The organism is Lentihominibacter hominis (assembly GCF_014385065.1).
In the GTDB taxonomy this organism is placed as follows: Bacteria; Bacillota; Clostridia; order Peptostreptococcales; family Anaerovoracaceae; genus Lentihominibacter; species Lentihominibacter hominis.
In genome coordinates, this window is the sequence record NZ_JACRTA010000002.1 from 48,619 (window position 1) to 66,846 (window position 18,228).

An 18,228-nucleotide genomic window follows, 5' to 3' on the forward strand; every position below is an offset into this window, starting at 1 on the left:
ATGACATCATAAAGATATATTAAAATAAAAATAAAAAGGATGTGAGAATATGATACAGCTTGACCAGATAAAAGGTCAGATACCTGCACTGCAGGGGCTGCTCAAAGAGGCAGGTGAGTCCCTTTGACCCGGAAGGGCTTAAAGGAAGACTTGAGGAGATAGAATCCGAAATGAACAAAAGCGGTTTTTGGGATGATCCTGAATCCGCTCAAAAGATAATGAAGGAGAAAAAATCTCTGGACGATAAATTATCCGAGCTGGATGGTTTAAGCGGACAGATGGAAGATCTGGAGGTCATGATTGAGATGGCTGATGAGGAGCAGGACGAGTCATTGGCTGAAGAGGCACAGGAAGCTTTTGACAAACTGTCAGCGGATCTTGAGGATCTGAGACTGAGGACCCTTTTAAATGGCAAATATGATAAAAATAATGCCATAATTTCCGTACACGCAGGCTCCGGAGGTACAGATGCTCAGGATTGGGCGGAAATGCTTTTCAGGATGTATACCAGATGGTGTGAAAAGAAGGGTTACAAAGCGAAGCTCATAGATATGCAGGAAGACCCGGAGGGAGGAATAAAGAGTGCAACACTTCTTGTGGAAGGGGAGAACGCCTATGGATATCTTAAGAATGAAAAAGGCGTTCACAGAATAGTAAGGATATCGCCTTTCGATTCATCAGGTAGAAGACATACATCATTTTCATCGTTGGACGTGGTACCGGAAATCGATGATGATGTGGATGTGGAGATAAACAGTGAAGATCTAAGAATAGATACTTTCAGATCCAGCGGCGCAGGCGGGCAGCATGTTAATAAGACGGACTCTGCCATAAGAATAACCCATATACCGACTAACATAGTAGTAACGTGCCAGAATGAAAGATCACAGCACCAGAACAGAGAAACTGCAATGAAGCTGCTGATGTCGAAGCTGATAGAATTAAAAGAGCAGGAAAAGAAGGAAAATCTGGATGAGCTTAAAGGTGACTACAGTCAGATAACATGGGGAAGCCAGATAAGATCGTATGTCTTTCATCCGTATACTATGGTAAAAGATCATAGGACTGGAGCAGAAGTCGGCAATGTGGAAGCGGTGATGGATGGCGACCTGGACTATTTTATTAACGAAAAACTAAAGCAAAAGGAGTAGCAGATGAACATCATTGAGATGATTGCAAAAGAGTTTCAGCTTAAAGAAACTCAGGTGCAGCAGACGGTGGCCCTTATAGACGAAGGAAACACCATACCTTTTATAGCCAGATACAGAAAGGAAGTTACCGGAGGGCTCAGTGATGTGGTCCTCAGAGATATGGATGAGCGACTCACTTATCTGAGAAATCTGCAGGAAAGAAAAGAAGAAGTCATAAGACTTATAGAGGAACAGGGAAAGCTTACAGATGAACTTAGACAGCAGATAGAGGAAGCAGAAGTTCTTCAGAGAGTAGAGGATCTGTATAAGCCTTATAAAAAGAAAAAGGCAACCAGAGCTTCAAAGGCAAAGGAAAAAGGGCTGGAGCCGCTGGCTTTGAAGATTTTGGAACAGAGACAGGAAACCGGAAAGGCCGAAGATTTTGCGGCGGAATTTGCAGATGCCGAAAAAGGTGTTGAATCAGCAGAAGATGCTATTCAGGGCGCATGTGATATAATCGCCGAAATGATTTCTGATGATCCTGAGCTGACAGCAGCCATAAGAGAAAAAACCAGAGATATAGGAGTAATAACTACGGAGGCGGTAGATCCTGAGGAAAAAACTGTATACGAAATGTATTACGAATACAGCGAAGGAATAGATAAGATACCTAATCACAGGATTTTGGCCATTAACAGAGGTGAGAAGGAAAAGAAACTCAAGGTAAAGGTGAAGACTGATACCGGCAAAATGGAAGAGCTTTTATGTGATTCGGCAATAACTAATGAGAAATCTATATTTACAGAGCTTATCAGAGATACTGTTGCAGATGCTTATAAAAGGCTGATAGCACCTGCTGCCGAGCGTGAAGCACGTAATATGCTGACAGAGAGAGCCGAGGCAGAAGCGGTTAAGGTGTTTGCTAAAAATACGGAAAAGCTGCTTATGGTACCTCCTGTAAAAGGAGCGAGGATTATTAGCATAGATCCGGGATACAGGACAGGATGCAAAATCGCTGTTCTTAATGAAACCGGAAAGTTGCTGGCGTATACAACTGTTTATCCTACAGAGCCAAAAAAGGACATCAAAGGAACAGAAGCTGTGCTGGCTAAACTGGCAGATAAATTTAAAATAAACACAATCGTAATCGGCAATGGAACGGCATCAAGAGAGACAGAAGAAGTAGTTGCGGATTTCATCAGAAAGTCAGGCAGAGATATAAATTATACCATAGTAAATGAAGCAGGAGCATCAGTGTATTCGGCATCAAAGCTGGCAACTGAGGAATATCCTGATCTGGATGTTACCGTAAGAGGCGCCATGTCTTTGGGCAGACGTCTTCAGGATCCTCTTGCAGAACTGGTGAAAATCCCCACAAAGAGCATAGGTGTGGGGCAGTATCAACACGATATCAATCAGGGGCTTCTTGAAAATGCTCTTGACAATGTGGTGGAAGACTGTGTAAACAGAGTAGGTGTCGAGCTTAACACGGCATCACCTTCACTTCTTGCTCATGTGGCCGGAATAAATATGAGTATTGCCGGAAATATAGTAGATTACAGAGAGAAGAATGGGTCTTTTAAGGAGCGTAAAGAGCTGAAAAAGGTTGCAAAGCTGGGGGAAAAAACTTTCAATCAGTGTGCGGGATTTATAAGAATTTCTGATGGAAAGAATCCTCTTGACAGTACTTCAGTTCACCCTGAATCATATTCTGTAGCTGAAGCAATGCTGTATAAGCTGGGAATAGATAAAACAGAGCTTCAGCGAGGAGGAATTCCAGATATAGACGACAGAATATGGGCAGTTTACGGAGAAGAAGAAAAATCTAAGCAGCTAAAGACAAGAGCTAAAGGTCTTGCTGCTTTGAAGGAACTTTCAAAAAAGAATGAAAAACCTAAGAGAAATATGAAAAGAGCCATAGAAAAAATGGCGGCCGATCTGAATGCAGGAGTGCTCACACTTTCAGACATAGTAGCGGAAATGAAAAAGCCGGGACGTGATCCGCGTGAGGACGCTCCGTCTGTGGTTTTTCGAAACGATGTAAAATCATTTGACGATCTTAAACTTGATATGGAACTTGAAGGAACCGTTAGAAATGTGGTGGATTTCGGAGCGTTCGTAGATATTGGGGTCAAAAATGACGGACTTGTTCATATATCTCAGATGAGCAGCAAATATATTAAGCATCCTATGGATGTGGTGTCGGTGGGCGATACAGTAAAGGTCAAAATAATAAATATAGATCGTGACAAGCAGAAAATAGGACTGACAATGAAACTTAAATAATATATTTACCGGAGGATATTTTTCATATGAGCAATATAGATACAGTGCTTTTCGATTTTGACGGGACCGTTATGAATACAAATGATGTTATACTGATGTCCTGGCAGCATACTTTCAGAACACTTGAAAATCGCGAAGAAGATCCCGAACGGCTGATAAATACTTTTGGGGAACCTTTGGAGCAGACCATGAAAAAGTTTTTCCCGGATGTACCGGCAAAAGATTCGCTGGAGGTATACAGGAGTTTTCATCGTGATAATTTCGGTGAACTTATAAATTTGTTCCCGGGAATGAAAGAACTGTTGGCGGAGGTCAAAGGAAGAGGGTACAAGACAGCACTGGTAACATCCAGACTGTACAGCACCACTATGCAGGGTCTGGAAAAATATGAAATAAAAGATTACTTTGATACAGTGTTGACGGCAGATGATACTACGAGACATAAGCCTGATCCCCAGCCAATAAATATAACATTGGAAAAATTGGGATCTGTTCCTGAAAATGCTATAATGCTGGGAGATACGATATTTGATTTGCTTTGTGCAAAAAATGCAGGTGTAAAGTCGGTTCTGGTTTCATGGTCACTGGCTCTTGGCGGAAAAACGAAAGAAGAATTGGGAGATGCGGCTCCGGATTACATACTGGAAAAGCCGTCAGATTTATTGGAAATAATATAGAAAAAGTGTGAAGAGGTGTATATTGACAGTGCATCTCTTTTTTATTTAATTTGTTGACGAGGAGAGTAAGCGTATTTTGCCTCTGGCATTTTAAGCTATTGATAAAGCGGGACAGCGGCTGTTGGGGACAGTACTTGACTAAATCAACTCTAAATAGTATCATATAATTTAGTTTGATAATCAAAGTATTTGAACTTACAATTAGAAATTAGAATAAAGAACATTAAACAGGAGGAATAACATGTTGAATGTCTGTGAAATTTTAGGAACAAAATATCCTATTATCCAAGGTGCAATGGCGAGAATAGCAGAGTATCATCTTGCGGCAGCTGTGAGCAACGGCGGCGGACTCGGAATAATTGCTGCCGGAGGGCAAAGCGGAGATTGGCTGAAAGATCAGATAAAGAAAACGAGAGAAATGACGGATAAGCCTTTCGGCGTTAATATAATGCTGATGGCGGACAATGTAGATGAACTGGTTGAGGTGGTATGTGAAGAAAAGGTTCCGGTAGTTACGACAGGAGCAGGAAACCCGGGTAAATATATTGCAAAGATGAAGGAACATGGAATTAAGGTGATTCCCGTAGTTGCCAATGTGACTTTGGCTCTCAGAGTGGAGCGTGCGGGAGCGGATGCTGTTGTTGCGGAAGGAACAGAGGCGGGAGGACATATCGGAGAGACTGCGACTATGGCTCTTGTTCCGCAAATGGTAGATGCTTTGAATATACCTGTAATTGCAGCAGGAGGCATTGCTGACGGCAGAGGAATCGCTGCGGCATATATGCTGGGAGCGAAGGGTGTTCAGCTTGGAACGAGATTTCTGGTAGCTGAGGAATGTATCATACATCAGGGATATAAGGACGCAATTCTTAAAGCGAAGGACTCTTCAACAGTGGCTACGGGGAGAAGTACAGGACATCCGGTGAGAATAATCAAAAATAAGCTGGCGAGAAAAATACTTTCTTTGGAGAAGAAGAACGCTCCGGAGGAAGAAATCAACGAGCTGTGTACAGGAACGCTGGCTGCTGCGGTAAGAGACGGCGATGCAGACAATGGCAATATCATGTCCGGTCAGATCGCAGGACTGGTGCATAAAGAACAGACAGCAGCTGAAATGATAGAAGAAATGTTCAAGGAGGCGGAGAAGATTTATGAAGATAGGAATAGTATTTGCAGGTCAGGGAGCACAGTATAGCGGAATGGGAAAGGATCTTTACGAGACTTATCCGGAAGCAAAGACCATATTTGATATGGCAGGAGATCAGGTGAAGGCATGGTGTTTTGAAGGAGATGAAGAAACTCTTAAGCAGACGCATGTTACACAGCCTACGATTTATACTACCACTATGGCAGCCTATGAAGCTTTCATGGCGGAAATAAAAAAACAGGCAATGACAGATGATCTGGAGGTGGTGGCTCTTGCAGGATTCAGTTTGGGAGAGTATTCGGCACTTACGGCAGCAGGAGCCATAGACGAAATAAGCAAAGGAATTGATATTGTTTCAAAGCGAGGTGTTCTCATGCAGCAGGCGGGCCTTGATGAAGAAGGCAATGCCAAAGGCGGAATGGCGGCAGGTATAGGAGACCGCAAGGCAATACTTGAAGCGGTAGAAGATGCGAGAGAGGACGGAATTCTTGAGGGGGTCAACTTCAATTCACCTGTTCAGACTGTAGTGGCAGGGGATAAGGCGGCTTTGAAGCGTTTCAGAAGGGCTGCAAAGGCAAAAGGCGTAAAAGCGATTCCTTTGGGCGTAAGTACAGCCTTTCACAGTCCTATGATGATACCGGCGGCGGAAAAGCTTAAAGACGTTTTGCTTGAGGCGGATCTTAAGGCGCCGAAAAAGAAGGTATATGCAAATGTAACTGCAGACGATATCATGAAAGATTTTGATGGTCAGGATGAAGGACAATATCTTACCGATATGCTGGCAAAACAGGCCATGAGTCCGGTATACTGGGAAGAAATAATAAAGAAATTTCAGACAGAAGGAGTAAAGGCTATCGTAGAAGTCGGACCGGGGAAGACATTGACAGGACTTACGAAAAAAACATGCCCCGAAATAGCGGCTCTCAATGTAGAGAATGTTGAAACACTACAGAATGCAGTTGCACAGCTGAAAGAGCTTATTTAGATTCGTTAAATGATCGGAGGAAATAATGTTAAAAGATAAAACAGCAGTGATAACAGGAGGCGTAAGAGGTATAGGAAAAGCCATCGCCAGAGTTTTCTGCGAGAACGGTGCTAATGTTGTCCTGTGCTACAGAAGCAATGATGCAGAAGCAGAAAAAACTGCAGATGAACTTAAAGAGATGGGAACGGAGGTTCGCGTACTAAAAGGTGATGTAGCTGATCCCGAAACAGCCAAGAAAATTGCGGAGCTTATAAAAACTGATTTTGACAAAAAAGTCGACATACTTGTCAATAATGCGGGGATTACAAATGATAAACTCATGATGAGAATGAGTGATGAGGATTTCACAAAAGTGATAAATGCGAATCTTAACGGAGCATTTTATATGATGAAGGAGCTTTCTGCTCTGATGGTGAAAAAAAGAAGCGGATCTATAATCAATATGGCTTCTGTATCAGGGCTTAAAGGAAATCCCGCTCAGGTAAATTACAGCGCATCGAAGGCAGGAATAGTAGGCATGACATTGTCAGCGGCAAAGGAACTGGGCAGACGCGGAATAAGAGTTAACGCGATTGCTCCCGGATTTATTGAGACAGATATGACGGCGGTACTGACAGATGAACAGAAAGATAATGCGGCTAAGAACATAACGCTTGGAAGGCTGGGACAACCGGAGGATATAGCTAATGCAGCGCTTTTCCTTGCTTCAGGCATGAGTTCATATGTTACAGGACAGGTAATAAGTGTGGATGGCGGATTGATAATGTAGATAGGCAAGTTCATAAGGAGGAACTGATATGGAAAAGAGAGTTGTAGTTACAGGGCTCGGCGTTGTCTCCCCTGTAGGAAACGACATAGAAACTATGTGGGAATCTATAAAGGCCGGAAAACACGGCATAGGCAGAATTACAAGATTTGATCTTGAAGGACATAAAGTTACTTTAGCTGCTGAGGTAAAAAATTTTGATTTCGGAGATAAGAGAGCAGCAAGGAGGCTTGATATAGCAGATCAATATGCTCTCGTGGCTGCGAGAGAAGCTGTAGCTGACAGCGGAATCGTAAGCGGAGAGAATGTAGATTCTGGCAGATTCGGAGTATATGGCGGTACAGGGATAGGCGGCTTGGCTACTCTTGAAAGCGAAGTTACTAAATGTGTGAAAAAAGGGACCACTGCAAGGGCGTCGGCTCTTTTAGTACCTATGATGATGCCAAATGCTGTCGCCGGTAATATTTCAATGGAATTTAAAGCAAAGGGAGCCAGCTTTGGTATTGTATCGGCGTGCGCTGCAGGAACTCATAATATAGGAGAAGCATACAGAAATATTAAACATGGATATAATGATGTTGTGATAGCGGGAGGAGCTGAATCGGTTCTCGCCCCTGTATCGTTTTCCGGATTTTCCAATATGACAGCTATGAATACTACAACTGATCCTGACAGAGCTTCTATTCCTTTTGATGAGGATAGAGCTGGGTTTATTCTCGGCGAAGGTGCAGGGTTCCTTATTCTCGAAGAACTCGAACATGCAGAGAAAAGAGGCGCTGAGATATATGCAGAGATTGTAGGATACGGCGCTACATCTGACGCTTATCATATTACTTCACCTGATCCTGAAGGCGAAGGAGCAGCGAAAGCAATAAAGATGGCAATAGAGGATGCCGGAATAACTCCCGATGATGTGAATTATATTAATGCTCACGGTACAGGTACTCCATATAATGATGCTTTTGAAACTATTGCTATAAAAAAGGTGTTCGGAGAAGATACAAAGGTACCTGTAAGTTCTACTAAGAGCATGACCGGGCATTTGCTGGGAGCAGCAGGCGGACTTGAAGCTGTTATTTGTGCGAAAGCTATAGTTGAGAATTTTATCCCGCCGACTGCGGGTCTTCAGAAACAGGATCCTGAATTGGATCTTGATTATGTTCCGAATGTGGGAAGGAAAGCAGAGCTTAATTATGTTCTCTCAAACTCTCTCGGTTTTGGCGGACATAATGCAACCCTTATCATGAAAAAATACAATAGATAGAAAGAGGTAGCCAAGATGTTGATGGATAAAGAACAGATAAAGGAAGTGCTTCCTCACAGAGAGCCGTTCCTTCTTGTAGATCAGGTGGAAGAAATGGAAGTAGGAAAATCCATCGTTGCCACCAAGTTTGTTACAGCAGATGAGTATTATTTTAAGGGACATTTTCCGGGCAGGCCTATAATGCCCGGAGTCCTCATTGTGGAATCACTGGCGCAGGCCGGAGGAATAACTGTGCTTTCTATGCCGGAGAATAAGGGCAAGCTGGCTGTCTTTGGAGCTATAAAGAATGCGAAATTTAAAAAACAAGTGGTTCCGGGAGACACTCTTACGCTTAAAGTCAGCATGGAAAGGCTAAGGAGTAATTCAGGCATAGGACTGGCGGAAGCTTATGTCGCAGATGTGCTGGCCTGTAAATGTGAGATAATGTTTGCCTTCAGTTAGGAAACCGACATGGATAGGGAAATAAAAAAACTCAATGATATATTTGTAAATCTTTTCAATACTGTGCTGAGGCTTGAGGAAGAAGCTATTCAAAATGCGTCTTATGGAGATATTTCCATCACGGAAGTTCATACTTTGGAAGCTGTAGGAACAGGAAGACCCAAAACCATGACTCATATAGCCAATATACTTGGTATAAAGGTCAGTACTCTTACGACAGCTATAAACAGACTTGTAAAAAAGGGATATGCACAGCGTCTGAGAGATGAAAATGACAGACGTATAGTGAAAGTCAGTCTTACAGAGCGCGGAATGGATGCCGTAAAGGAACATGAGGATTTTCATGAATCCATGATACGTGAAGCTATCGCTCAGATACCGGAGGAAAGTATAAGACAGTTTGTCTCTTCGGTGGACAATATAAACAATTTTCTGGTGATGAGAAGCAGTATGGCTTACAAGAAAGATACTTCTTTTGAATTGGCTCCTATGGAGCTGGCCGGAAACCATCTGCCTGTTCCTATAGTACAGGCGGGAATGAGTATAGGTGTCGCCGGCAGCAGTCTGGTGTCCGCTGTAGCTATAGAAGGAGGGCTTGGCCTTATAGGGACTTCTGAAATAGGATATGGTACGAATGATTATGAAGAGAATCCTCTTAAAGCAAATTTATCAGCTATAGAGAAAACTGTGTCTGAGGCGAGAAATATGGTAAAAAAGGCGAAAGGAAAAGGCCTCGTAGGAGCAAGCATCATGTGGAATAATCCTAATGCCGGAGAGTACGTGAAAGCGGCTATAAGAGGAGGCGCTCAGGTTATAGTAACAAGCGCAGGAGTTCCTAAAAATCTTCCCGAATATTGTTCTGACAGGAAGATTGCACTTATGCCAACTATATCATCAAAAAGAGCAGCTTCCGCCATAACAAAAGCTTGGACTCAGAAATACAACAGAACTCCTGACGGATTTATTTTCCAGGGTCCTCTTGCGGCGGGACTTTTAGGTTTTAAAGAAGAAGAGCTGGAGAAAGCTACGGGGGACAGGTATAAAATAATAGCAGAAATAAAAGCAGAGCTTGCTAAACTTGAAAATTGCCCTCTTATAGTAGGAGGAGGGATATTTCACAAATCAGATGCAGAAAAGGTATACAGATATGGAGCCGATGGGATCCTAATGGGAACGAGATTTGTTACCACTGAAGAATGTGATGCCTCTGATGAGTACAAAAAGCTGTATTTGAACTGCACTGAAAATGATGTTACAATAATCAGAAGTCCTATGAAAACATCAGTGAGAGTAATGAAAAATTCTTTTTCCGATATGTTGGCAAGTACAGGAAAAGATCAGTATGATATAATAGGCGCAGTTAAACGTGGTGTTTGTGGAGATTACGATAGCGGACTGATTTTTTGCAGCGCCGGTGTGGACGGGATCCGAAAAATAGATACCGTAAAAGATGTTTTCAGGGAATTTATTACTTAAATAAGGAGATTTTCCATGCTTAATATCTATTACGGCGGAGAACAGACAGATAGAGAAAAATTTATATTTGAACATATGAAAGGCAATACCTTGCTGCTTGTACCGGATCAGTTTTCCCTGCAGGCCGAAAGGGATGCCTTTTTTTATCTTAAGAAAAACAGTCTCATAGATCTTCGAGTCATAGATTTTTCTACTCTCGGTCATAAGGTGATAAGGCAAGCAGGAGGCAAAACTCCTGATCTTGTAGATAAATACGGAAGGCATATGCTCCTTACAAAGATCGTGTCAAAAATGGAGGACAGGCTTAATATTTACAAAGGACTTAATTGGAAAAGTTCTTTTATAGAGATGCTCAACAGCGTCATCTCTGAGATGAAACGATATGATATTTCTGAAGAAGATCTTGAAAGAACTCTTGACTTGCTTGACGATAACAGTTATCTGAAATACAAGCTCAGCGATATTCTCACTATATACAGAGCTTATCAACAGCAGATACAGGGAAAATATCTTGATTCAGAGGATTATATAACATTTTATGGCGATAAGATCCTTGAGGCTCCGATAGTACGTGAATCAGAGGTATGGATATATGGGTTTGATACGTTTACTCCGAAAAATTTTCTGGTGATAGAGCGCCTTCTGAGAGCTTCCAGAGGGGTCAATGTTGTTATGACATATGAAAAGGATAATGAAATATTTTATCTTACAGGATATGTTATGAGACAGCTTTCTGAACTGGCAGAGAAGGCTGGGATATCTTCTGCCATAAAGAGCATAAGCGGAAAACCGAGGGAAACTGTGTGGAGTCATAGGGGAATTCCGGCTCCTGTTACACTTGTGTCAGCCTCAAATATGTATACGGAGGCTGACAGGGCGGCAGCATATATTCTTAAATTGGTAAGGGAGAAAGGCTATAAATTCGGAGATATAGTCGTGGTGTGTAATGATACTGATATCAGGGGCGGTATTTTAAGGAGAACTTTCATGAGATGGGGGATACCGGTTTTTATGGATAAAAAACGTAAAGTCCTGCATCATCAGGCTGTAAGTTTTCTTCTGGCTCTTATGGAAGTGATTGCAAAAGGTTATCGTGATGACGCTTTGATGAGACTTGTAAAGTCCGGGATAATGGATTTTAATGATGATGAGAAGGAGCTTCTTGAAAATTATGTGAAGCAATTTAGGATACGTGGTTTCGCATGGAAAAAAATTTTTTCCAAGGGTACTGATACATATAGCGCAGAGGATCTTAATAAAATCAATGATTTGAGACAATATGTGGTAGATATGGTTGAGAAGGCCAGACTTTGTATGGGAGGGCGCAATACTGCCGGAGATAAAATAAGAGGTCTTTATGATTTCCTTGAAAAGGATTTTGCCATGACAGAAAGACTGGAAGAGATAATCAGAAGGCAGGAGGATATGGGGCTTGCAGAAAGCGCCGCTGAGACATCTCAGAGTTGGGATGTGATATGTAATATATTTGATCAGATCGTTGAGATAATAGGAAACGAGAAAAGCTCCAATGAAGAGCTTCTGAGTCTTATGACTTCCGGGTTTGAAGATGTTGAAATAGGTTTGGTCCCTGTGAGTCCTGACTGTGTATTGATTGGAACATTGCAGAGAACAAGGCTTAGCCGTTTGAAAGCTCTGCTGGTTGTAGGAGCCAACGAAGGTGTACTGCCTTTAAACAGAAATGATGAGGGGCTTTTAAGTGAGCATGAAAAAGCGATTCTTCAGTCAATGGATTTGGAAATTTCGAAAAGGGATGAGATCGTAAAGCAAGAGGAACAATTGGCTGTTTTAAGAACATTATATCTACCTGAGGAATATCTTTATGTCAGCTGCAGCGGAGTGGATGAAAAGGGTGAAGAAAGCAGACCGTCAGAGGTTTTTACAGAATTAAAAAAATATCTTCAAAAGATGAATGGTGGCGAAAGTGAGGAAAGTATATCGGTTTTTGGTGATCTTTCTGATTCTGATTGTTTTCTGGATAAAATAACGTCGAAAGAGGGGACATTGTCTTATATGGCTGATGCTCTTAGAGAATATCATGACGGAGGGCAGATAGATACCGGGTGGCTTCAGGTTATGAACTGGTATGAAGATAAAGAAGACGCTGATTTTAAACGTGTTAAAAAAGGGATGCTTTTTGACAATAAAATGGAAATGCTGGGAAATGATTTTGCTGATAGTTTGTATCGAGGGGAACGGGCTATGTTGGAAGTCAGCTCTTCAAGATTGGAACAATACAGTAAATGTCCTTTTGCTCATTTTATCATGTACGGTCTCAGAGCAGAGCAGATAAGAGTATATGAGATGGGAGCAAGAGAAATAGGTGATATCTATCACAGATGCCTCATGAAGCTATCTCAGAATTTGACACCTGACAGAAAGAGCGGTATGTCGGTAAATGATGAAGTTTCCCCATGGATGACTATAACTCAGGATGAGTGTTTTGATCAGATAGAGGAAATTATAAAAAATGATTTACTTTCTTACAGAGAGGGAATTCTTATTTCCGGAAAAGAGGAAGAATACAGAACAGAGAGAATAGCTGAGATATGCTCAAGGATAGCATGGTCTATGATACAGCAGGTGAGAAAAGGCAATATTAAAGCGATGCGGTTTGAGTATCCTTTTGGTTCAGGAAAAGATTTGCCCCCTGTAAAAGTGGATATAGGAGAGCAGCAAGTATTCATACAGGGTAAGATAGACAGACTTGATATTATAGAGGGTGAAACAGATGCAGTTAGGATAATAGATTATAAGACAGGTGATGATTCTATAGATCCGGAACATTTTATAAAAGGGTATAAACTTCAGCTTATGGTATATCTGAAAGCAGCGCTGGAATCATCATATGAGGCTGCTCAGCCTGCGGGTATATTTTATTTTAAGATAAAGGATATAGATATGGACGCTGATACAACTTCTATACCTCAAGATTCTGAGGATTTTGAGCGTAAGATAGCCGATGCCTATAAGCTTGAGGGAATATTGCTCGATGATGAAAGTGTGATAAATTCTATGGACACAGAGATAAATGGAGCATCCCACGTAATTCCGGTAAAGGTGAGCAGGAAAGAGGGGAGATATGTTTCGTCTTCAGGAGGATACCTTATGTCAAAGGATGAATTTCGAAATCTGTATCAGCAGGTAGATATGCAGGTGAAACGTATATGCAGGGAACTGTGTGAAGGGAAAATAGACATAAAGCCAAAGCGGGAAGGGAAAAGAGATATGGAGGGGAATTTCAAAACCGCATGCAAATATTGCAGTTATAAAAGTATATGTATGTTTGATACTTCTTTTGATGGATGCCGGTATGACCCAGTATGATATAAAAGTTTTCTTTACGATGAAAATTTTTGTCTGTCAGCTTGACGTTATATTTAACACATAGTAAAATGTCATTATACTTTTGCGGTAAGCCACTGTAGCTCATCTGGCAGAGCAGCACATTCGTAACGTGCAGGTGGCCGGTTCGACCCCGGCCAGTGGCTCCATGAGGGGCATTGGCGCAGCTGGGAGCGCGCATGACTGGCAGTCATGAGGTCAGGGGTTCGATCCCCCTATGCTCCACCAATCAGTAGTTTGGTCGAACTCTATCAGATCGGTAGTTTTCAAGCCGTCAGTATCGCCGATATTGAATTGGATAATAACATTGCCATCTGATAGAACGACCTTATACACAAATGCCTCGAGGATTCGCTTTTTAGTAGTTTCCTCGTCATCAAAATAAAAACCATCAAGGAAAACTTGCAGACCTGCTTTTATCGCTTCAAGTGATAATGTAGGTCCTTTTTTATTGGCTGCAATTTCCATCTTTAAGTCAGCTTTCTGTGCTTCCAATTCATCCAGTTTATCAAGCAGAGCCGTGGAGTCAGGTCTGTTGGCAAGAGCGTTGGTTATATTGTTTATCTGACGGGTAACATCTCTCAAAGCTTTTGTCTGGGCTTCTGTGGTCTCGTCTGCTGTGTTTTCGTTATTTTGCAATATAAATAGCTTATTTGCTAAGTTATCAAGCTCTGCGGGATCATTAAAGGTTGATTTTACCTGCTCGACAATAAAGTTTTCCAACTTCTCACGAGATATATTTTTTCTACATTTATTCTTACACTTGTAATAGTAATGCATGGTACCGGTTTTACTTGTACCACTGGTTCCCGACATTTTTTCGCCGCAAGCAGCGCAGTAAAGTTTTCCGCTTAATAAAAATTCACCCTTGGCGGTGTATGGTTTTTTCGTTGTTTTCATTTTCTTTTGCACCTTATAAAATAAACTATCATCCATAATTCTTGGTACTGCATTTTCAATCTCTGTCTCCCCATGAGTGTAAGTACCGATATATAATTTGTTTCTTAATATTCTTTTTATAGCGTCAGTCTTATATTCGTTTCCGGCAGGAGTTCTGATTCCATTTCTGGACAGGTACCTGCTAAGGGAAGCATAGTTATCTCCAGCTAAATACTTTTTATAAACCTCTACAACATATGGCGTAGTCTTTGGATCTATCTCGAAGTCTTTGTCTTCTGTGATGATATATCCGAGAGGTTTTACAAAGCCGCCGAGCCACTTAGCTTTCATTTCAGATTCACGCATTCCACGCTTTATCTTTCTGGAAAGTTCCTCTGAATAGTATTGCGCCCAGCCCTCCATGAGAGCTTCCATCAATATACCTTCGGGCCCATCAGGGATATTTTCAGCTGCGTAACATATCTTTATGCCAAGGTCAGCCAGTTTCTTTTTATAGATGGCAGAGTCATATTTGCTTCTTGAAAATCTATCTGTTGAATATACCACAAGCACGTCAAAAAGACCTTGCTCGGCATCGTTTATCATTCTTTGGAACTCAGGTCTTTTGTCCGTTTTTCCCGATATATGTCTGTCCGCATAGTGACCTATATATGAGAATCCTTTATTTTTTATGTATTGTTCGCAGGTACGGAGCTGGCCGTCTATGGACTGGTCTGTCTGATTAGGACCTGCTGAGTACCGTGCGTATATTACTGCTCTTGTCATGTTGTTACCCCTAAAAGCGGGTATAAAAATACCCGGGTTGTAATTTCCGGTCGAGCATGATACAATTTGTTTGTGAGACAGGACTGTATCATGCAGCCCTACAAATGAGCCCCACACGCCTCTCAACGATGCGAACCACGTGGGGTCTTTTGATTTATGCAATTTCACTTTTGAAATAGTTTTGTCCGTGTTCTTTAAAGCCATCAAGGTCACTAAACACTTTGCCGACAGTGTTCATTAGTGTATTTCTTGCAAATTTAGTTATTATCCCATTGTCAAGGTTGTTGAAGACAGCAACACTTTTAAATGGAATATTATTTTGTGCTAATTGCAGGCAGCAGATTGTAGTTTGCTGAGCCTTATTGGTGTCTTTTACCCCGAATAAGTATATCGGTTTATCCGCACCTCTAAAAACGTAGTCAATTTTCATTTCACGATATTCAGGTAAAGTTACGTCTTTATCGTATATATAACCAGTTAGTGTATTTTCAATTACAGAACTTAGATTTTCATAGAAAAGATCCGCTATAGATTCTCGGGAGAGAATATCTAAGCCACAAATTTGGTTTACTAATTGAGAATAGGTCATAATACCGGTATATATTTGTTCAGGAGAAACAGTAAGACATATGTTTCCTTCGTAATTTTCTGCATTTTTGGCCAAGATAATATCATTCAAAATTTTAGCTTTATTGTCTGTATCTATATCAAAAGTGTAAGATAGACGCATTAAGCTCATTCCATTATCAAAAATCTTAATATTACCATCATTAGATTCTTCTATATAAATGGACATCATGTCACCGTCTTCATGAAAAAGTGGTGCAATTAATTGGTAGATGCCATTGTTTTGTTCTTCCGCCCGAAATAAAGTTCCGGGTGTATTTTGTAGTAAGTTATTAATATCCATAATCAAACTCCTATAGATTTTCTAAATCCATTTTGAATTGTTGAGTTAATTCCAATTCATAATCGAAGATTCCATTAGGGTCTTCTATGTTGCAGAAAGCCAAAAAATCAACAACGGCTTGTTCGAAGCTATTAAATGTAGCCGCTTCCTTATACTTAGCTAGTTTGCGGTGATGGATTCGGTCATCCTCAGTATATAAATGCATATGATAGTTGTTATGTAAGTCCGATAGATTTCTTGCTGCGGATTGACCACCATGAGGACCTTGAAATCTAACTATAACAGTATCATGGTTAGCGAAAAAACTGGGACCGGCAATTCTAAGACCAACAGTGAAATCTTTATTTGGTGATTCTGCTAATTTTCTTATGAACATAATCATTTTCACATCGAGTTCGTTGCATGTGAGCTCAATATTCATACGATAATGACGATGTTCTAATTGTAATTCGGGACGTCTTTTTTTATCTATTATTTTTTTGCATTTTAAAATATCATCTACCGTTATCATACCACAAACTCCTTGTCATTACTATTAACATATAAGTTACAGCTTATTGGATAACCTTAAATAATCTATATATCTAAAATCCCATAATATATCAATGCTTCCTTTAAAAATCCTTCATCGGCATCTTTGCGCTGCAATGGAACTAAAATGGTATGTCGTCATCCGTTATAGCATTGAATGCAACATTTGTTACATCATCAACAATAGCATCGTTTTTATTATATTGTTTTAAATAACCTTTTTCATAATATGTTGCTTTTTTGCCACAATAAGGACAAAATCGTGCGTTTCCAGGGAATGCTTCACCAACATGGTTGCATTGCTCTTTGTTCGTACATGTATTAATCATCATTTTCCCGCAAATCATGCAGAACTTTGAATCAACCAAGTTTTCTTCATTATCACATTCAAAACATTTTTCCGGACGATTATTTTTGTTTAATTCAACTCCAGGATATCTTGCCATTTTTTCCTCCAAGGTATAATTTAATGAGTTTCCACATATAGGGCAGTATTTTGCGAAGTTATCATATAACATGTAGTTGCATAAAGAACAATGCTTACGTGCCCCTGCAATAGAGTATGTTCTTGAGAGTGCTTTATCATGATTATCCCATTTCTTGGGATGGTCATTTCTTTTATACCATTTGATGTAGTCATTATACCTAGTGGAAGCAGCAGCCGATGATATTTTACATATATTCATTAGTTCACGTTGTGTTTTTATGTGAGATGCATACAATCCAACATGTGGAACTAACATGTATGCAGCGAAACAATCAGCTTCATCCTCTAACAGTTTATACGTGCTTCTTGTTAGAGAACTGCGGTACACACGAGTTTGGTTGTAAGTAACTAAATGTTTTAGGCATATATGGCCTAGCTCATGTGCTATATTCCAACGGTATCTATTACTTTGCATTCTTGTTTTGTCAATATCATTATAAAAAATAATATATCTATCCATGCCAGCATGATAGTCGGTGCAAGCATCGTAACTATTTGTGAATGTAATCATATCTTCATATGAAAGCTCAAACTTTTCCATGTGTATGCTATAAGGAATGAGAACACAATTTCCTATAGCACTTGGAAGGTTATGGATCATTATAGGTAAAGAACGTTCCATATAAGTCAGATAATTAAAATACATGCTTACAATATATCTAATCTGTTTTTTGCGCTCCTTACTTATCATCTTCTTTAAAATATTCGCCAAAAGCAATTTCGAGCATTTGCATCATTTGTTCTTTTTTTTCATCAGTCATATCTTTCCTTGCTCGCTGTATTCTTCTTATGTCTTGATCAGCATTTTCAAGCGAAGTGGAATTTGATGCTTCACGAGGTTTTTGGGATGCATTTGTTGTTTTAGTGGGACAGTCAGTTCTACCAAGTAAGAAATCCATGTCAACATTAAAAAAGTCGGCAATAGTCTCCATCGTTTCAAAATCAGGCTCACGATTACCATTTTCGTACATGCTGACAGTGCTTTTGGAGATTCCTAACTTGGTGGCCAATTCATCCTGTGTTAAATTGTGTTCTAAGCGTAGCTGTCTTAATACTGTTTGAAAATTGCTCATATTATTATCCTCTTTCAATGTATATAC

General features: G+C 40.6%; 15 protein-coding genes and 2 tRNA genes. 12 read left to right on the forward strand and 5 right to left on the reverse strand.

What is annotated here, in order from left to right; all coding sequences use genetic code 11:
• Nucleotides 1–49: 49 nt before the first annotated feature.
• The 12 genes from prfB to H8692_RS05440 all read left to right on the forward strand — a co-directional run bounded on the left by prfB (nucleotide 50) and on the right by H8692_RS05440 (nucleotide 13,763).
• A protein-coding gene (prfB, locus tag H8692_RS05385; protein ID WP_187525159.1) for a peptide chain release factor 2 occupies nucleotides 50–1,151 on the forward strand; the annotation gives its coding sequence in 2 pieces (ribosomal slippage) (nucleotides 50–124 and nucleotides 126–1,151; 1,101 coding nt in all).
• Between the two features lie 3 nt (nucleotides 1,152–1,154).
• On the forward strand, nucleotides 1,155–3,416 hold the full coding sequence (locus H8692_RS05390) for a Tex family protein (RefSeq protein ID WP_187525160.1): 2,262 nt from the start codon (nucleotides 1,155–1,157) through the stop codon (nucleotides 3,414–3,416).
• A 26-nt stretch (nucleotides 3,417–3,442) separates the two neighbouring features.
• Nucleotides 3,443–4,093, forward strand: coding sequence for an HAD family hydrolase (locus H8692_RS05395; RefSeq protein WP_187525161.1), 651 nt, complete (start codon nucleotides 3,443–3,445; stop codon nucleotides 4,091–4,093).
• A 241-nt stretch (nucleotides 4,094–4,334) separates the two neighbouring features.
• Complete coding sequence (gene fabK / locus H8692_RS05400) at nucleotides 4,335–5,288, forward strand: enoyl-[acyl-carrier-protein] reductase FabK (RefSeq protein ID WP_177268779.1); 954 nt, start codon at nucleotides 4,335–4,337, stop codon at nucleotides 5,286–5,288.
• The gene (locus tag H8692_RS05405; RefSeq protein WP_187525162.1) at nucleotides 5,245–6,225 is read left to right on the forward strand and encodes an ACP S-malonyltransferase; all 981 of its coding nucleotides are present in this window, start codon (nucleotides 5,245–5,247) and stop codon (nucleotides 6,223–6,225) included. The genes fabK and H8692_RS05405 overlap by 44 nt, the downstream gene beginning before the upstream one ends.
• A gap of 25 nt (nucleotides 6,226–6,250) precedes the next feature.
• Nucleotides 6,251–6,994, forward strand: a complete 744-nt coding sequence (gene fabG, locus H8692_RS05410; protein ID WP_177268775.1) for a 3-oxoacyl-[acyl-carrier-protein] reductase — start codon at nucleotides 6,251–6,253, stop codon at nucleotides 6,992–6,994.
• 28 nt (nucleotides 6,995–7,022) lie between these two features.
• A complete protein-coding gene (gene fabF / locus H8692_RS05415) occupies nucleotides 7,023–8,255 on the forward strand; it encodes a beta-ketoacyl-ACP synthase II (RefSeq protein WP_187525163.1) in 1,233 nt (410 codons plus the stop codon).
• Nucleotides 8,256–8,270: 15 nt separating this feature from the next.
• Nucleotides 8,271–8,696 carry a 3-hydroxyacyl-ACP dehydratase FabZ gene (gene fabZ / locus H8692_RS05420; RefSeq protein WP_177268771.1) on the forward strand — a complete coding sequence of 142 codons (426 nt, stop codon included), beginning with the start codon at nucleotides 8,271–8,273 and terminating at the stop codon, nucleotides 8,694–8,696.
• A 9-nt stretch (nucleotides 8,697–8,705) separates the two neighbouring features.
• A complete protein-coding gene (locus H8692_RS05425) occupies nucleotides 8,706–10,172 on the forward strand; it encodes a geranylgeranylglyceryl/heptaprenylglyceryl phosphate synthase (protein ID WP_187525164.1) in 1,467 nt (488 codons plus the stop codon).
• A gap of 15 nt (nucleotides 10,173–10,187) precedes the next feature.
• Entirely contained in the window at nucleotides 10,188–13,517 is a 3,330-nt protein-coding gene (locus tag H8692_RS05430) for a PD-(D/E)XK nuclease family protein (RefSeq protein ID WP_187525165.1), read from the forward strand.
• A gap of 91 nt (nucleotides 13,518–13,608) precedes the next feature.
• Nucleotides 13,609–13,684, forward strand: a tRNA-Thr gene (locus tag H8692_RS05435).
• 3 nt (nucleotides 13,685–13,687) lie between these two features.
• Nucleotides 13,688–13,763 (forward strand) — tRNA-Ala (locus tag H8692_RS05440).
• On the opposite strand, the gene H8692_RS05445 is transcribed toward H8692_RS05440, so the two are convergent.
• The 5 genes from H8692_RS05445 to H8692_RS05465 all read right to left on the reverse strand — a co-directional run bounded on the left by H8692_RS05445 (nucleotide 13,734) and on the right by H8692_RS05465 (nucleotide 18,201).
• Nucleotides 13,734–15,200, reverse strand: a complete 1,467-nt coding sequence (locus tag H8692_RS05445; protein ID WP_187525166.1) for a recombinase family protein — start codon at nucleotides 15,198–15,200, stop codon at nucleotides 13,734–13,736. The two genes, H8692_RS05440 and H8692_RS05445, sit on opposite strands and share 30 nt — an antisense overlap.
• Nucleotides 15,201–15,354: 154 nt before the next feature.
• A complete protein-coding gene (locus H8692_RS05450; RefSeq protein ID WP_187525167.1) occupies nucleotides 15,355–16,110 on the reverse strand; it encodes a DUF1828 domain-containing protein in 756 nt (251 codons plus the stop codon).
• Nucleotides 16,111–16,120: 10 nt separating this feature from the next.
• Nucleotides 16,121–16,621 (reverse strand): hypothetical protein, encoded by a 501-nt coding sequence (locus tag H8692_RS05455; protein WP_187525168.1) that lies wholly within the window; start codon nucleotides 16,619–16,621, stop codon nucleotides 16,121–16,123.
• Between the two features lie 142 nt (nucleotides 16,622–16,763).
• Nucleotides 16,764–17,669 carry an ImmA/IrrE family metallo-endopeptidase gene (locus tag H8692_RS05460; protein WP_187525169.1) on the reverse strand — a complete coding sequence of 302 codons (906 nt, stop codon included), beginning with the start codon at nucleotides 17,667–17,669 and terminating at the stop codon, nucleotides 16,764–16,766.
• Between the two features lie 139 nt (nucleotides 17,670–17,808).
• Nucleotides 17,809–18,201, reverse strand: a complete 393-nt coding sequence (locus H8692_RS05465) for a helix-turn-helix domain-containing protein (protein WP_187525170.1) — start codon at nucleotides 18,199–18,201, stop codon at nucleotides 17,809–17,811.
• Between the last annotated feature and the right edge of the window lie 27 nt (nucleotides 18,202–18,228).

Bases quoted from the DNA above. Each gene is read 5' to 3' on its own strand.
- H8692_RS05390 (WP_187525160.1), top strand. From the start codon at position 1,155: ATGAACATCATTGAGATGATTGCAAAAGAGTTTCAGCTTAAAGAAACT.
- H8692_RS05395 (WP_187525161.1), top strand. From the start codon at position 3,443: ATGAGCAATATAGATACAGTGCTTTTCGATTTTGACGGGACCGTTATG.
- fabK (WP_177268779.1), top strand. From the start codon at position 4,335: ATGTTGAATGTCTGTGAAATTTTAGGAACAAAATATCCTATTATCCAA.
- H8692_RS05405 (WP_187525162.1), top strand. From the start codon at position 5,245: ATGAAGATAGGAATAGTATTTGCAGGTCAGGGAGCACAGTATAGCGGA.
- fabG (WP_177268775.1), top strand. From the start codon at position 6,251: ATGTTAAAAGATAAAACAGCAGTGATAACAGGAGGCGTAAGAGGTATA.
- fabF (WP_187525163.1), top strand. From the start codon at position 7,023: ATGGAAAAGAGAGTTGTAGTTACAGGGCTCGGCGTTGTCTCCCCTGTA.
- fabZ (WP_177268771.1), top strand. From the start codon at position 8,271: ATGTTGATGGATAAAGAACAGATAAAGGAAGTGCTTCCTCACAGAGAG.
- H8692_RS05425 (WP_187525164.1), top strand. From the start codon at position 8,706: ATGGATAGGGAAATAAAAAAACTCAATGATATATTTGTAAATCTTTTC.
- H8692_RS05430 (WP_187525165.1), top strand. From the start codon at position 10,188: ATGCTTAATATCTATTACGGCGGAGAACAGACAGATAGAGAAAAATTT.
- H8692_RS05445 (WP_187525166.1), bottom strand. From the start codon at position 15,200: ATGACAAGAGCAGTAATATACGCACGGTACTCAGCAGGTCCTAATCAG.
- H8692_RS05450 (WP_187525167.1), bottom strand. From the start codon at position 16,110: ATGGATATTAATAACTTACTACAAAATACACCCGGAACTTTATTTCGG.
- H8692_RS05455 (WP_187525168.1), bottom strand. From the start codon at position 16,621: ATGATAACGGTAGATGATATTTTAAAATGCAAAAAAATAATAGATAAA.
- H8692_RS05460 (WP_187525169.1), bottom strand. From the start codon at position 17,669: ATGGAAAAGTTTGAGCTTTCATATGAAGATATGATTACATTCACAAAT.
- H8692_RS05465 (WP_187525170.1), bottom strand. From the start codon at position 18,201: ATGAGCAATTTTCAAACAGTATTAAGACAGCTACGCTTAGAACACAAT.